The sequence below is a fragment of the Tissierella carlieri genome, from assembly GCF_018917285.1.
In the GTDB taxonomy this organism is placed as follows: domain Bacteria; phylum Bacillota; class Clostridia; order Tissierellales; family Tissierellaceae; genus Tissierella; species Tissierella carlieri.
Genome location: NZ_JAHLOH010000042.1, coordinates 258,856 through 272,676, shown reverse-complemented (window position 1 = coordinate 272,676; position 13,821 = coordinate 258,856). Strand labels below are relative to the sequence as shown.

Sequence of the window (13,821 nt, the reverse complement as noted above, 5' to 3'; positions counted from 1 at the left end):
TTTTTTATTCTTTTATCATAGTTCAATATGATATAATATTCTATAATACATAGGAAAGCCATATTTTTAAGGTGAATTTTTTCTAGATGGGTTTCAAAAAGGCTTCCTTAATATATTAATTCTTTAGGTAGAAGCCTTTTTTACAAAAGATCATAAGGGAGGTAATTATGAAAAAAGTAATATCAATTATTATATTATTATTGATTTTGGTTAATTCCATGGTATTGGCGGAAGATATGCAATCAGTGGTGGAAAAGGCTGTGGTCCTTGAAGCTGGAGATGCAGAAGAGAGTGAAGATTTATATGAGGGCATCAGGTTACAAAGAGTAAAATTAAAGATTACTAGTGGAAATCATAAAGGAGAAATAATTGACATAGAAAACCATCTCTCTGATAACGAGGCCTATAACTTCTTTGTGAAGAAGGGGGACAAGATATTAGTAGTGATGGAAGAGCTTCAGGATGGAGATTATGAAGTATATATTGCAGATTACGAGAGAGCTAATTATATTATATATCTAGCTATTTTATTCGCTATATTGATTCTTATAATTGGAAGGACTAAAGGATTAAAAGCAATTATATCACTAGCTCTAACAATAGGATCAGTATTTTATATACTATTACCTCAGATACTTAAAGGGGTAAACCCTATACCTATATCTGTGCTAATTTCAATAGGAGTTACGATTATAACTATATTTTTAGTATCTGGTGTCAATACTAAGAGTATAGCAGCAATAGCAGGTACTTCGGCAGGTGTTATTATAGCAGGTTTAATATCATATTATGTGGGATTAAAAATACATCTTACAGGATTAAGTGCTGATGAGGCAACAATGTTAATGTATATTCCTCAGGAAATAGAATTCAATTTTAAAAATCTACTTTTTGCAGGGATAATATTAGGGTCATTAGGGGCAGTCATGGATGTTGGGATGTCCATAGCATCAGCTATAGAGGAAGTTAATAATGTAAATAATAATCTTTCAAGAAAAGAATTATTTATATCAGGTATGAATGTGGGTAAAGATGTAATGGGAACTATGACCAATACCTTAATACTTGCATATACTGGGTCATCTATTCCTCTTCTATTATTATTTATGGCGTATGAAGCACAATTAATAGAGATTATGAATTCGGATATAATAGCTACGGAAGTAGTTAGATCCTTAGCAGGCAGTATTGGGCTAGTGCTTACTATTCCAATTACAGCACTAATAGCCAGTTTTTTAGCAAAAAAGCAAAAGCTAAGAGAGGATGTGAAAAATGAGTAAAGAAGTAGTATTATCGTTGGGGCTTACAACCATAGTGGGTTTATCTATGGGACTTGGTAGTATATTATCTTTTTTTATAAAAGAAACAAATAAAAGATTTTTAGCTATCGCTTTAAGTTTTTCAGCTGGAATAATGATATATGTATCTTTTATGGCTATCTTACCAGAAGGTATGGAATTGATAGAATCATATTTTGGGGAACAAGGAGGTCATCTAGTGGCCTTAGCAGGTTTCTTTGGCGGAATGCTAATTACTGCAATTGTAGAGAAACTAGTCCATAAATTTGGAGGACATTATCATGGACATGATGACCATCATCATGAACATGGTCATCATCATGATCAAAATGGTGAACACCTATCAAAACTAGGAATCATGTCAGCTGTTGCAATAGCTATACATAATTTGCCTGAAGGATTAGCAATCTTTACCGCTGGATTAAAAGATATATCTGTAGCGGTTCCAATAGCAGCAGCAGTAATCCTTCATAACATACCATTGAGTATTGCTATATCGGTACCAATTTATTATTCAACGGGAAGTAAAAGGAAGGCATTTCTATATTCCTTATTTGTAGGTCTGTGTCAGCCCTTCGGTGCAATTATTGGATATTTAATCCTCTCAAGATTTTTTAATGATTTAGTCTTTGGAATTCTTTTTTCCATAGTGGCAGGAATTATGATATTTGTGTCATTAGACGAATTATTACCATCATCTCAAAGATATGAGGATCATCATATATCAGTATATGGAGCTATAGCGGGTATGATCGTCATGGCATTATCCATGAGTATATTTCACCATCACCATTAAAATAACATGAATTATATTTTATAACAGATCGAAAAGTTCTACTCTTTGTTTTTTACTTTAAGAAATTAACCTTGATGAATTTAAAGAAAAGCTACTTCTAATTTTTCATTAGAAGTAGCTTTTCTTATATTTTATTATTACAGCAGACTAAAGATCATTAGATTTTTCTATATTGGAGACTTGAATTATTAAATCCTTTAATAGTTCTTTAATTAAGAATAAAATTTTGATACCTTTAGAGTTAGCTTGTAGACATTGAACTAATCATACATATAAAGCTTGTAAGGATTTAATAAGGTAAGATGAAGGAGAGAGATATCTAATGGAAAAAAAGAAGAGGGTACTTTCGCTTGGAACGGTGGCTATGGATGTCATATTAGAAACAAGAGAACTACCAAAGGAGGATGGATTTGGTTTTATAGATTCTGAAAAACTTTTACCGGGAGGGAGTGCTGCTAATCTTTCAGTAGCATTGGCTAGCTATGGTGTAGAGGCTTATCAGGCAGGAAAAATTGGTGATGATAAATATGGAGATGAATTCCGAAGGACCTTAGTAGAAGATGGTGTTTGTGATAGATTTCTAGTTACTAAGCCGGGTGGTTCAACTCTGCATACATTCATTATAACTGCTCCAGGTGGGAAGCACTGTATTATTGCGAATTTAGGAGATTCGGTATTAGACCTGCAGCCGGAAGAGCTTCCGGAGGATATACTGGATGAGATTGATGTATTTTATACTGATATGTTTTCATCTCGTGCATCTATTTATCTTGGGAGATTAGCTAAGAAAAAAGGAATTCCCGTTGTGTATAATATGCAGTGTATCCCAAGCTTTATGAATGCATGTGGTGTTACCATGGAAGAGATAGAGGAAATGATTAGTCTTTCTACTATAGTTTCCGGTGGACGAGAGGGTTATTTTGAAATCACAGGCGAGGTAGATTATCATAAGGGAGTAGAAAAATTCTTGAAAAAATATTCTGTTCCTCAAGGGGTAATATGTACTGCTGGCGATGAAGGGGCATTGTGGTATGATGCTGAGGAATCCATTTATAGGGATGCATATACTGTAGAAGCTATTGATACTACGGGAGCCGGAGATTGTTTCTTGGCAGGATTCATTTATGCTTATTTCTGCAAAGGAATGGATAGATATGGAGCCATTGAATTTGCCTCTGCATCGGCTGCTCTAAAATGTATGCAAAAAGGCCCTAGAACAAGAGCTACTGTAGAAGATGTATTACAGTTCATTCATTCTAATAAATAAATTATGCAGCAAATTATTGGGTTATTTATAAAATATTGTAGCTATAACTGTAAAAATAAACGTTATAGAAAAAACATATAGATAAAATATTAGGATAGATATATTTAATTGTACTATCTAGAATTAATATGCTATGATGAAAAATATTAAGTGGATGTCGATATATGTCGAATCCATGAAGTTTACTGACAGACCATATTTAAGAGCAGAAATATTATATTAATAGGTATAGGAAAGGAGCAGATATTATGCCATTAATCATATTGAAGATGAAAGAGGGAGTTTTGAAGGATAGTAATATGAAACAAGATGCAATAGAGAAAGTTAGCCGTGCTTTAGCAGAAGCCATAGGTAATGAAGATTATTATGCTAAGACTACTGTAATCATTGAAGAACATCCAAGTGAGAATTGGGGATGTGGAGGAAAATCGGTTTGCTCCAAATAGTAATTTCCTAAGTATTTTGATAAAGATTTCTATAATTTAAATTGTTAAAAATATAACCTCGACAAAATGTTGAGGGTTATTTTTATAAAAAATAAGAAAATCTTTGTATAAAGGAGATGCAGATAAAGTGTGATTAATAATTAAACCAGATAATTATAATTTGATTATATTTTATCCGAAAAACCTGTTCAAAGATGAACTATAAAATTAAAAGAAAGGGAGATACAAGTGAAAAGATTACTTAGTTTAGTTATGGCTATTATGCTAGTAGTGACAATGACAGCATGTACAAAGAAAGAGGCAGATCCAGCAAATGCAGATCAAGGAAAACCAGAAGTTACAGGAGAAGAAAATGGTAAAGAAAGTAAAGATGAAATTGCTAAAAAAGCATGTTTAATAACAACAACACCATTGGGAAATGATTTTACAGATTTAATTTGGAGCGGTTTCCAAGAATTAGAGAAAAAAGGCTGGGAAGTTAAAGCAATTGAAGTATCAGAAGCATCAGAGTATCCGGAACAAATTAGAGCAATGGCAGCTCAAGGATATACAGCTATGTTTACTATGTTTGATGAATTAAGCAATGTAGCTTTAGAGCTTTCCGATGAATTGGCAGAAAGTTATCCGGATCTTCATATATTTATGTTAGATACTTATATGGAACATGATAAGAAGAATGCAACAAGTGTATCTGTTGACCCATTTGAATCATCATTTGTAGCTGGTTATGTAGCTGCAAATATGACTGAAAAGGATATAGTAGGTTGGATTGGACATAAAGATATACTAAAGGTTCAAAGATTCCGTGATGGATATACAGCAGGTGTTAACTATGCTAACAATGGTAAATCAGTAATCTCTGCCTTTACAGGAGACCCATTTGATCCAGTTAAGGGACAAGAAACAGCTAAGACGATGATTCAAAACAATGATGTAGATATTATATATCAAAGTGCATATTTAGGAGGACCTGGAGTAATATCAGCCTGTGCAGAAGCAGGTATCAAAGTTATTGGCGTTGATGATTGGCAAGGAGATATAGACCCAGCTGTATTTTGGTCAGCAGTTAAGTCGATGGATATTGCAATTATATCCTTAGCTGAAGATCATACAGCAGGAAAAGAATTTGGAACATCAGTTGACTTTGACTTAAGCTCAGGTGGTGCTGTTTATGATGAAAGAGATGAAAAAAATATTCCGGAAGATTTATTAGTAAAGGTTAAACAATTAATTGAGGATATTAAAAGTGGGAAAGTAGATGTTTATGAAGGATTTGAACAATATAGACTAAATTATTAATAATATTTTTTAAATATAGGAACGTTTAATCGTTCCTATATTTGCATATCAAGGAGATAGAGATATGGGTAAAGATAAATTTGTATTGGAAATGCATAATATTAATAAGAAATTTAAGGACCTGCTGGCCAATGATAATATTACGTTTAAAGTCAGACAAGGTACAGTACATGCACTAATTGGAGAAAATGGTGCGGGCAAAAGTACTTTGATGAATATACTAACTAATATTCAAAGCCCTGATAGTGGAAAGATATATGTTCATGGGGAGCTGGTAAATTTTAAGAACCCCTTAGATGCAGTTCGGCATGGAATAGGAATGGTATATCAGGAATTTATGGTTTTTCCTGAGATGACAGTTTTGGATAATATAATAATGGGGTTTGAGCAGAAAAAAGGAATCTTTATAGATTATAAGAAATCCAGAAGAAAAGTGGAAGAAATATGTAAAAAGTATAAATTCAATATTCCAATTGATGCAAAGGTAGATGAATTACCTGTTGCTGCTTTGCAGCAAGTGGAGATTATAAAGGTTTTATATAGAAATGCAGATATTATAATATTGGATGAGCCAACTTCTGTATTGACTCCTCAAGGAGTAGAGGGTTTATTTAATGCCATAAGATTTTTAGTGGCTCAAGGGAAAACAATAATACTTATAACTCATAAATTGAAAGAAGTGTTGGAAATTGCTGATGATATTACAGTATTAAAAAATGGCAGAGTAACAGGAAACTTGTGGGCTAAGGACACAAACGAATTAGAATTAGCTAGACTTATGGTTGGAAGAGAAGTCATATTGCAAGTTGATAAACCGGAACCTAGAATAGGAGATACTGTACTGGAGGTTGAGAACCTATCAGTTAAGGATTCATCAGGAATAACAAGAGTTAAAAATGCCAATTTTAGTGTACATGCCGGAGAGATAGTAGGTATATCGGGAATAGCAGGTTCAGGTCAGGCAGAGCTGGTAGAGGCATTAGTAGGTCTGTCAAACTGTAATAATGATGGGGAAATACTGTTCTCAGGAGAAAATGTAATAGATGAGACAATAGCTAAAAGGCGAAAAATGGGAATGGGATATATTGCTCAAGATAGATCATCTGTAGGTACTAATAAAGAAGGGACTATATGGGAAAATGCAATAATGGGTTACCATAGGGCCAAAGGTTTTAAAACCAAACATCTACTTGATTATAAAGATATAAATATATTTACAAATAAAATAGTTGAGGACTATGCAGTAAAGATACAGGGAATAGAAGATAAGGTAAAGACTCTGTCAGGAGGTAATGTACAGAAACTTCTAGTAGGACGTGAATTTTTACAAGAGCAAAGGCTATTGATTATTGAAGACCCAACTAGAGGGATTGATGTTGGCTCAGTTGAATTTATATGGAAGAGAATAATTGAAATGGCAGAAGAAGGAGTAGGGATACTGTTAATCAGCCATGAGCTCAATGAAGTAATGCAGCTTTCTGATAGGATATTGGTAATGTATAATGGCTCAATAATTGAGCATAAAGACAGCAGATCATTAACAGAAGAGCAGATAGGTCTTATGATGTTAGGTGGTGAAATCCATGAAGCTTAAGATGAGTCATGAGGTTAAGGGAACTATATTAAGATATAGTATATCAATTATATTAACTCTTTTATTTGGATGTATTCTGATTGCTGTTCAAGGGGAGAGTCCTTTGCAAGCTGTAGGGTATATCGTTGAAGGTGCCTTTGGAAGCAAGATAAATATTGGAAATACAATTCGATGGGTTATATCCAGCTTAATGGTAGGAGGAGCAGCTATAGTTGCCTTTAAATCAGGAGTTTCTAACCTAGGTATTGAAGGGCAGCTATATATGGGAGCATTATCAGCAGCAATAATCGGATATTCCATAGAATTACCCCATGGATTGCATGTAATAGCATGTTTATTAGCTGCATCTGTAGTTGGAATGTTATATGCATTAATACCGGCATTACTTAGGATGTATTTTAAAATCAACGAGCTTATAACAACTCTGATACTTAATTTCATAGCAAAGTATCTAACAGAATATATAACCATGTGGGTAATAATGGGAGGGCAGCAGTCTGCTAACGGCTCTGCATCTATAACAACTCCCCAGATACTTAAGACTGCCAGGCTTTCTACAATCATCAAAGGTACTACTGCCAATACTGGGATTTTTATAGCATTAGGAATTCTGCTATTCATAGCGTTTATCTATAAATATACCTTAGAAGGCTATGAATTTACTCAGATAGGACAGAATATGAATTTTGCCAGAATGGGTGGAGTAAATATCAAAAAATCCTTTATAATGGTCTTTCTAATGTCAGGGCTAATATCGGGAATGGGCGGAGGTATAGAGGTAACGGGTTCATATTATAGATTTACACCTAATTTCAGCAATAATTTAGGTTGGGATGGGATTATGATAACTCGTATAGCAAATAACAATCCAATTGCAGTAATAATCGTTTCTCTTATATGGGGAGCCCTTAAACAAGGGGCATTGCATATGGAACGTATGACTACGTTAAATAGACTTGTAGTCATCATAATTCAAATGTTATTTGTATTATTTGTTTCTATTGACTATGATAACTTATTTAACAAATGGAAAGAGAAAATAAAGTTAAAGAAAATTAATTATAAAGGAGGCTCTTCAATATGTTGACTATAATGGAAATCTTATTTGGAACTGTAACATGGTCAGCTACCTTTAGATTGAGTACTCCAATTATATTGACGAGCATAGGTGGTTCCTTCAGTAAACAAACAGGAACATTTTGTATTGCCTTTGAATGTTTTATGCTTTCAGCAGCATTCTTCGCTGCATGGGGAAGCTATTTATCAGGAAGTCCCTATATAGGTACTTTACTTGCTATTCTTGCAGGAATAATCCTTGCTGCAGTTTTTGGTATATTTGTACTTCATTTTAATGCGAATCCAATGATTGTAAGTATAGCACTTAATTTTGGGTCATGGGCAATGACTACTTTGTTGTTGACTAAGATATTTAAAGTAAGGGGTTTCTTCCATAGTCCTCAAATTGTGAATTTTCAACCTATAGATATGCCTGTTTTAAGGTCAATTCCATATATCAATAGGATATTAAACAATCAAATTATACTTGTATATATAGCCTATATCTCTATATTAGTAGGAACTATAATTATGTATAAGACTCCCTTTGGACTAAGGCTTAGGGGTATTGGAATTAATGAAGTAGGAGCTCAGACCTCAGGAGTAAATATATTAAAATATAGGTGGATAGCATTGATTATTATGGGAATGATGTCAGGCTTAGGTGGTGCCTATATGCCCTTATCAGGACTAAGTATGTTTTCTGAAAATATGACAGCAGGGCGTGGATTTTTAGCTTTTGCAGCTATACTTGTGGGAAAGGGAAATCCTTTAAAGGCAGCTCTTATAGGTATATTATTTGCTTATACCAATGCGATAACACTTACCTTAACATCATTTGGAGTCCCTACTCAATTATTGCAGATGCTGCCATTTGTAGTGGTTATTTTAGTATTGATAATTAGTAATTTAAAGAATTTTAGCAGGAAACCTATAATAGATAATCAATAGATGGAGGTGGATATATTGATATATAGAAATATAGATGAAACAAAGGCAGATGTTTTAAAAGAGATAAAAAATCCCAGTTTAACCTATGACCAAATAGTATCAAGATTAGCAAAAATAGCAGAAAATCAGCTTCCATATCCGGAGGGAGTTGGTGAAGAATACTTTGAATTATTTGAGAAGGATATAGTATCAGACCTTGGTGAAGGACATGCCACATTTACTCCCCGATATATACTGCCAAATTATGAAAAACTTTTAAAGGAAGGTTGTGATTTTCTAAGGTTAAAACCTGCCAAGACATTGATGGAAGTAATTAATTCGCTATTAATATTTTATCATCATGTACCATCCTTTAGTAATTATCCGGTCTTTGTCGGAAGAATTGATAAATTGTTAGATCCGTATATTGAGAATGAAGAAATGGCAAGGGAACAGATTAAATGGTTTTTAATTCATTTAGATAGAACAATAAATGATAGTTTTTGTCATGCAAATATAGGCCCGGAAGAAACATTGGCAGGTAATATAATCATTGACTTAGAAAAGGAATTACAAAATACCATTCCCAATATGACATTATTATATGATAAAGAAAAAACTCCAGATGGCTTTGCTGTTAAATGTATAGAATCCTCTCTTATATGTGCTAATCCTGCCTTTGCCAACGACAGAATGTTTAAGGAGGATTTCGGAGACGAATACGGTATAGCAAGCTGTTTTAATGGACTTCCATCTAATGGAGGAGCTTTTACCTTGTCAAAGATTAAATTAAATAAAGTAGCTTTTGATTCAGAATCCATAGAAGAATTTTTTGAGAAGAATTTACCCTATGCCATAGATATATTATGTAATTTTATGGAAAGTAAAATAAGATTTCTAGTGGAGGAAAGCACTTTTTTCAAGACTAATTTCTTAGTAACAGAAGGCTTTATTGAGCTTGATAGGTTTGTTGGTATGTTTGGCATAGTTGGCATGCATGAATGTGTTACCTATTTGATGAAAATTCAGGGAAAATCATTTGTATATGGAAAGGATGATGAAGCCAATAAATTAGGGTTAGAAATAATGGAATTCATAGATAATAGGGTGAAGAGTTTCAAAAGTAAATACGGAAAAGCAATGAATAACCGTTTTTTACTTCATGCTCAAATAGAATCAACAGCGGAAACAACAGCAGGAGTTAGAATAGCCAATGGACAGGAGCTTCCCATATATGCACATTTAAGACATTCAGGCTTATTTCATAAATACTTTCCTTCAGGAGTCAGTGACCATTTTCCATTTGACAGTACGGCAATAAATAATCCAGATGCTATTTTAGATATATTTAAAGGTGGCTTTGAAGTTGGTGCAAGGTATCTTTCGTCCTATAGACAAGACGGAGATCTAGTCAGAGTAAGTGGGTATTTAGTTAAAAAATCTGATCTTGAAAGACTTAAAAATGGTTTCCATGTGAATTATGGCAAGGAAAAGAACAGATTCTAAATCATAATATATTAGATAGAATGGTAAGGACTACAGATGAATAAGGCGAAAATCAATAAAATCATAGATATGAGCGTAGTAGATGGACCTGGGAATAGGACTGCAATATTTTTTCAAGGATGTAATTTTAACTGCTTTTACTGCCATAATCCGGAAACTATAAATCATTGTATAAACTGTTTGGAATGTATAGAGAAATGTCCTGAAAAAGCCTTAGATTCTGTCAATAATAAAGTAATATGGGATAGTGTTAAATGTGTAGATTGTGATAAGTGTATAAAAACATGTAAATATGATGCATCACCTAAAATATATAATATGACAGTAGAAGATGTTCTCAAGAGAATAGAGTATAATAGACCATTTATCAAAGGGATTACAGCCAGTGGAGGAGAATGTACTTTGCAATCTAAGTTCTTAGTAGAGCTGTTTAAAGAAACCACTAAAATAGGTCTAACTAATTTTGTAGACACAAACGGAGGAGTAGATTTATTAGAGGAAAGAGAAATAGTAGAAATAGCTGATAAATTTATTCTGGATATAAAGGCTATGGATAGGGATGAACATTTTTCTATTACAAGAAAATATAATGATGTAGTTATTAAAAATGTTAAGTATTTAGCTGGTTTAGGTAAGCTGTATGAAATTAGGACAGTGGTAATTAAAGGCATTAATAATTATGAAACCATAGATAGTATAACAAAGCTTTTGCAGCCATATTTAGAAAACCAAGATATTAAATATAAGATAACAAGATATAGACCCTTTGGAGTACGTCAGGAGTTTTCAAACCACGAGCCTCCTGATGATGAGGAGATGGAGAAACTAAAAGCAATTGCAGTTAACAACGGATTTAAATCAATAATATTAGTTTAAGGAAGTGAAGAATTAATGAATATAGAAACTAAATTTCTTGTAGAAACAGCTTTATTGACCCATGGGCTAAAATCCATTGATAATGAAACCCTTGTTAAATTATGGCCCTGGGAGCATAAATGTATAACTTGGGTTGATAGGGGAGAAATAATAATAGGAAATATAAACGAATTTATTAGTTTTAGAAATAGAGCTAAGGAATTGATACGAATTGATAAGGATATTTTCATAGAATCTTGTAATAATGGTATAAGTGGTGCCTTGACTGCATCAGGGACTATGATGGCAGCAAAGGAAAAGGGAATCCATATTGCAGTAACTGCTGGAATGGGTGGCATTGGAGATATTATAGGAGAAGAGCTATGTGCAGATTTACCTGCCATAGCAACTATGGATGTAACATTGATAGCTACTTCGCCAAAGGATGTTATAGATATAGAGGGAACTATTAAATGGTTATTGAACCATGATGTCAGTATATGGGGGAAAGATACAGATACTGTAGATGGTTTTATGGTAACTGATAAGCCAGTTAAACTTACAGGTAAATACAATGGACAACCATTAAAAGGAAAAACATTGTTATTAAATCCTGTACCAAATGAAATGAGATTAAAAGATTTAACCATAATAGAAAAGGCTAAAAATGCGGGTAAAGAAGCGGAAGAAAGAGGAGAATACTATCATCCAGCAGCAAATGCTATGATAGATACACTTTCATTTGGAAGGTCTTCTGAATTGCAATTAAAGTCATTAATTGAAAATAGTATTTGGGCAAATGAATTAACCAGATGACAGGAATTTATTGAATAATACTAGCTATTTTAACCTTTCTAGTAAATTCACGCATAATTAAATTAATAATATTAATTTTAGTAAGTATAAAAGAATTTTTAGCGATGATCTTACCATAAATTGCAGCTATAGATTGCACTGTTGGTATTTGGAAAAATGATTAGATTAGTTTTTAAAATTAATATACACTGATAAAAGATGTTAAAAGGTTAACTAATGAGAGCTTTATCAATTAAGGAAAAAAAGTGGATTATGGGAAGGAAAGGAAGTCAGTGAAAATATGATAGAAATTAAAAACCTTAGGAAATTCTATGGTAATCTGGAAGTATTAAAAGGTATAGATTTACAAATAGAAGAAGGCAAAATATTTGGATTAGTGGGAAGAAGCGGAACTGGAAAATCAACCTTGCTTAGATGCATAAATGGCTTGGAGAAATATAATGAAGGAAGTTTATATGTAGGTGATATTGATGTGAAAAATCTTTCAGAAAAGGAACTAAGAAGTTTTCGAAAGGATGTAGGTATGATATTTCAACATTTCTCATTGCTGGAAAGGCTGACGGTCTATGAAAATATAGCTTTACCTTTGAGATGCTGGAATTATGACAAATCCTTTATAGACAAAAGGGTACGAGAATTGCTGGAGGTAATAGATATACCAGATAAAATCAACTCAAAACCTAGAGAATTATCAGGAGGACAAAAGCAAAGGGTTGCAATAGCAAGGGCATTAGCCATGGAACCTAAAATACTTTTATGTGATGAAGCAACATCCGCATTAGATCCTAAAAGCACTAAATCTATAATCTCATTATTAAATAAGATCAATAAGGATTTAGGAATAACAATGGTGATTGTTACTCATGAAATGCATGTTTTGAGAAGCATATGCGAAGAAATAGCAATTATTGAAGACGGAAGAATTGAGGCAGTCGGACCAGTAGAGAAAGTGTTCCTAAATCAGCCGCCAGCCTTAAAGAACCTTATAGGACAGAAGGAAATAGCTTTACCTGAAACAGGAATAAATATTGAGATATTCTATTCTCAAGATAATGCTTCTCAGCCTATTATTACAAAGATGGCGAGGGAACTTAATATAGACTGCATAATATTAGGCGGAGAGATGGAAAGTTATAAAAATAGTCCATTAGGTTCAATAATAATAAATATACCCAATGATGAATTTAATAATGTAAGGAAGTATCTTGATGACAAAAATGTTATTTGGAAGTGCTTTGAATTAGATGAAGAATTCTTAGGAAGGGGGGAAATATGTTGAATGGTGAGTTTTGGACATTATGGATGAAATATTTTAAAAAGATAATTGGACCATCTATTTTTGCCACATTGAGGATGGTTATAGCTACAGTAACTATTGGATTTGCCTTGGGGTTTGGTCTTGCAATATTGCTCACAATCTATGGACCAGATGGTTTGAATCCTAAAAAGAAGATATATAAGCTACTTGATTTCCTTGTTAATACCATAAGGTCATTTCCAATATTGATACTTATTGTTGCCATATCTCCCTTAACTAGAATGATTGTAGGCACTACTGTAGGCGAAAAGGCGGCCATATTGCCTTTATCTATTGCTGCGACTGCATTTATTGCAAGAATGCTGGAAAATGGCTTTAGAGAAGTGGACAAGCAACTTATAGAGGCAGCTAGATCCTTTGGTGCAACAGATATGCAGATTATATTTAAAATTATTGTTAAAGAATCTGTGCCCTCTATAATATCTATTGCTACCATGTCTACAATTACTTATATTGCAAGTACAACTATAGCAGGAGCAGTAGGCGGAGGAGGATTAGGTGCTGTAGCTTTAAACTATGGATATCAAAGCTTTAATAATTCTATACTTTATACCTCCGTATTTATACTATTTATAATGGTAATAATTACTCAGGCAATTGGATCCTGGTTATATAAAAAATTCTTATAGATTCAGGAGGT

The 13,821-nt window shown here is 33.2% G+C and carries 13 protein-coding genes; all 13 read left to right on the top strand.

What is annotated here, in order from left to right:
• Positions 1-167: 167 nt before the first annotated feature.
• The 13 genes from KQI38_RS14545 (at position 168) to KQI38_RS14485 (ending at position 13,810) form a co-directional block, all read left to right on the top strand.
• Positions 168-1,280 carry a YibE/F family protein gene (locus KQI38_RS14545; protein WP_094900323.1) on the top strand — a complete coding sequence of 371 codons (1,113 nt, stop codon included), beginning with the start codon at positions 168-170 and terminating at the stop codon, positions 1,278-1,280.
• Positions 1,273-2,094, top strand: coding sequence for a zinc transporter ZupT (zupT, locus tag KQI38_RS14540; protein WP_216560687.1), 822 nt, complete (start codon positions 1,273-1,275; stop codon positions 2,092-2,094). The genes KQI38_RS14545 and zupT overlap by 8 nt, the downstream gene beginning before the upstream one ends.
• Before the next feature lie 322 nt (positions 2,095-2,416).
• Entirely contained in the window at positions 2,417-3,361 is a 945-nt protein-coding gene (locus KQI38_RS14535; protein WP_094900325.1) for a carbohydrate kinase family protein, read from the top strand.
• Between the two features lie 248 nt (positions 3,362-3,609).
• Positions 3,610-3,807 (top strand): tautomerase family protein, encoded by a 198-nt coding sequence (locus KQI38_RS14530; protein ID WP_094900326.1) that lies wholly within the window; start codon positions 3,610-3,612, stop codon positions 3,805-3,807.
• Between the two features lie 228 nt (positions 3,808-4,035).
• Complete coding sequence (locus KQI38_RS14525; RefSeq protein WP_216560685.1) at positions 4,036-5,106, top strand: BMP family ABC transporter substrate-binding protein; 1,071 nt, start codon at positions 4,036-4,038, stop codon at positions 5,104-5,106.
• A 64-nt stretch (positions 5,107-5,170) separates the two neighbouring features.
• Positions 5,171-6,700, top strand: a complete 1,530-nt coding sequence (locus KQI38_RS14520; protein WP_094900328.1) for an ABC transporter ATP-binding protein — start codon at positions 5,171-5,173, stop codon at positions 6,698-6,700.
• Positions 6,690-7,787, top strand: a complete 1,098-nt coding sequence (locus tag KQI38_RS14515) for an ABC transporter permease (protein WP_216560683.1) — start codon at positions 6,690-6,692, stop codon at positions 7,785-7,787. Before KQI38_RS14520 ends, KQI38_RS14515 begins: the two co-directional genes overlap by 11 nt.
• Positions 7,781-8,707: an ABC transporter permease gene (locus KQI38_RS14510; RefSeq protein ID WP_216560681.1), complete on the top strand. Its 927-nt coding sequence runs from the start codon at positions 7,781-7,783 to the stop codon at positions 8,705-8,707. The genes KQI38_RS14515 and KQI38_RS14510 overlap by 7 nt, the downstream gene beginning before the upstream one ends.
• A 15-nt stretch (positions 8,708-8,722) precedes the next feature.
• A complete protein-coding gene (locus tag KQI38_RS14505) occupies positions 8,723-10,192 on the top strand; it encodes a YjjI family glycine radical enzyme (protein WP_246565856.1) in 1,470 nt (489 codons plus the stop codon).
• 36 nt (positions 10,193-10,228) lie between these two features.
• Positions 10,229-11,068, top strand: coding sequence for a YjjW family glycine radical enzyme activase (locus KQI38_RS14500; protein WP_216560677.1), 840 nt, complete (start codon positions 10,229-10,231; stop codon positions 11,066-11,068).
• Positions 11,069-11,083: 15 nt separating this feature from the next.
• Positions 11,084-11,863: a pseudouridine-5'-phosphate glycosidase gene (locus KQI38_RS14495; protein WP_216560675.1), complete on the top strand. Its 780-nt coding sequence runs from the start codon at positions 11,084-11,086 to the stop codon at positions 11,861-11,863.
• 280 nt (positions 11,864-12,143) lie between these two features.
• Positions 12,144-13,142 carry a methionine ABC transporter ATP-binding protein gene (locus KQI38_RS14490; RefSeq protein WP_216560673.1) on the top strand — a complete coding sequence of 333 codons (999 nt, stop codon included), beginning with the start codon at positions 12,144-12,146 and terminating at the stop codon, positions 13,140-13,142.
• On the top strand, positions 13,136-13,810 hold the full coding sequence (locus tag KQI38_RS14485; protein WP_216560671.1) for a methionine ABC transporter permease: 675 nt from the start codon (positions 13,136-13,138) through the stop codon (positions 13,808-13,810). The genes KQI38_RS14490 and KQI38_RS14485 overlap by 7 nt, the downstream gene beginning before the upstream one ends.
• The last annotated feature ends 11 nt before the right edge of the window (positions 13,811-13,821 follow it).

Excerpts from the sequence above, each read along its gene's own strand:
- KQI38_RS14545 (WP_094900323.1), top strand. The coding sequence starts at position 168 with ATGAAAAAAGTAATATCAATTATTATATTATTATTGATTTTGGTTAAT.
- zupT (WP_216560687.1), top strand. The coding sequence starts at position 1,273 with ATGAGTAAAGAAGTAGTATTATCGTTGGGGCTTACAACCATAGTGGGT.
- KQI38_RS14535 (WP_094900325.1), top strand. The coding sequence starts at position 2,417 with ATGGAAAAAAAGAAGAGGGTACTTTCGCTTGGAACGGTGGCTATGGAT.
- KQI38_RS14530 (WP_094900326.1), top strand. The coding sequence starts at position 3,610 with ATGCCATTAATCATATTGAAGATGAAAGAGGGAGTTTTGAAGGATAGT.
- KQI38_RS14520 (WP_094900328.1), top strand. The coding sequence starts at position 5,171 with ATGGGTAAAGATAAATTTGTATTGGAAATGCATAATATTAATAAGAAA.
- KQI38_RS14515 (WP_216560683.1), top strand. The coding sequence starts at position 6,690 with ATGAAGCTTAAGATGAGTCATGAGGTTAAGGGAACTATATTAAGATAT.
- KQI38_RS14510 (WP_216560681.1), top strand. The coding sequence starts at position 7,781 with ATGTTGACTATAATGGAAATCTTATTTGGAACTGTAACATGGTCAGCT.
- KQI38_RS14500 (WP_216560677.1), top strand. The coding sequence starts at position 10,229 with ATGAATAAGGCGAAAATCAATAAAATCATAGATATGAGCGTAGTAGAT.
- KQI38_RS14495 (WP_216560675.1), top strand. The coding sequence starts at position 11,084 with ATGAATATAGAAACTAAATTTCTTGTAGAAACAGCTTTATTGACCCAT.
- KQI38_RS14490 (WP_216560673.1), top strand. The coding sequence starts at position 12,144 with ATGATAGAAATTAAAAACCTTAGGAAATTCTATGGTAATCTGGAAGTA.
- KQI38_RS14485 (WP_216560671.1), top strand. The coding sequence starts at position 13,136 with ATGTTGAATGGTGAGTTTTGGACATTATGGATGAAATATTTTAAAAAG.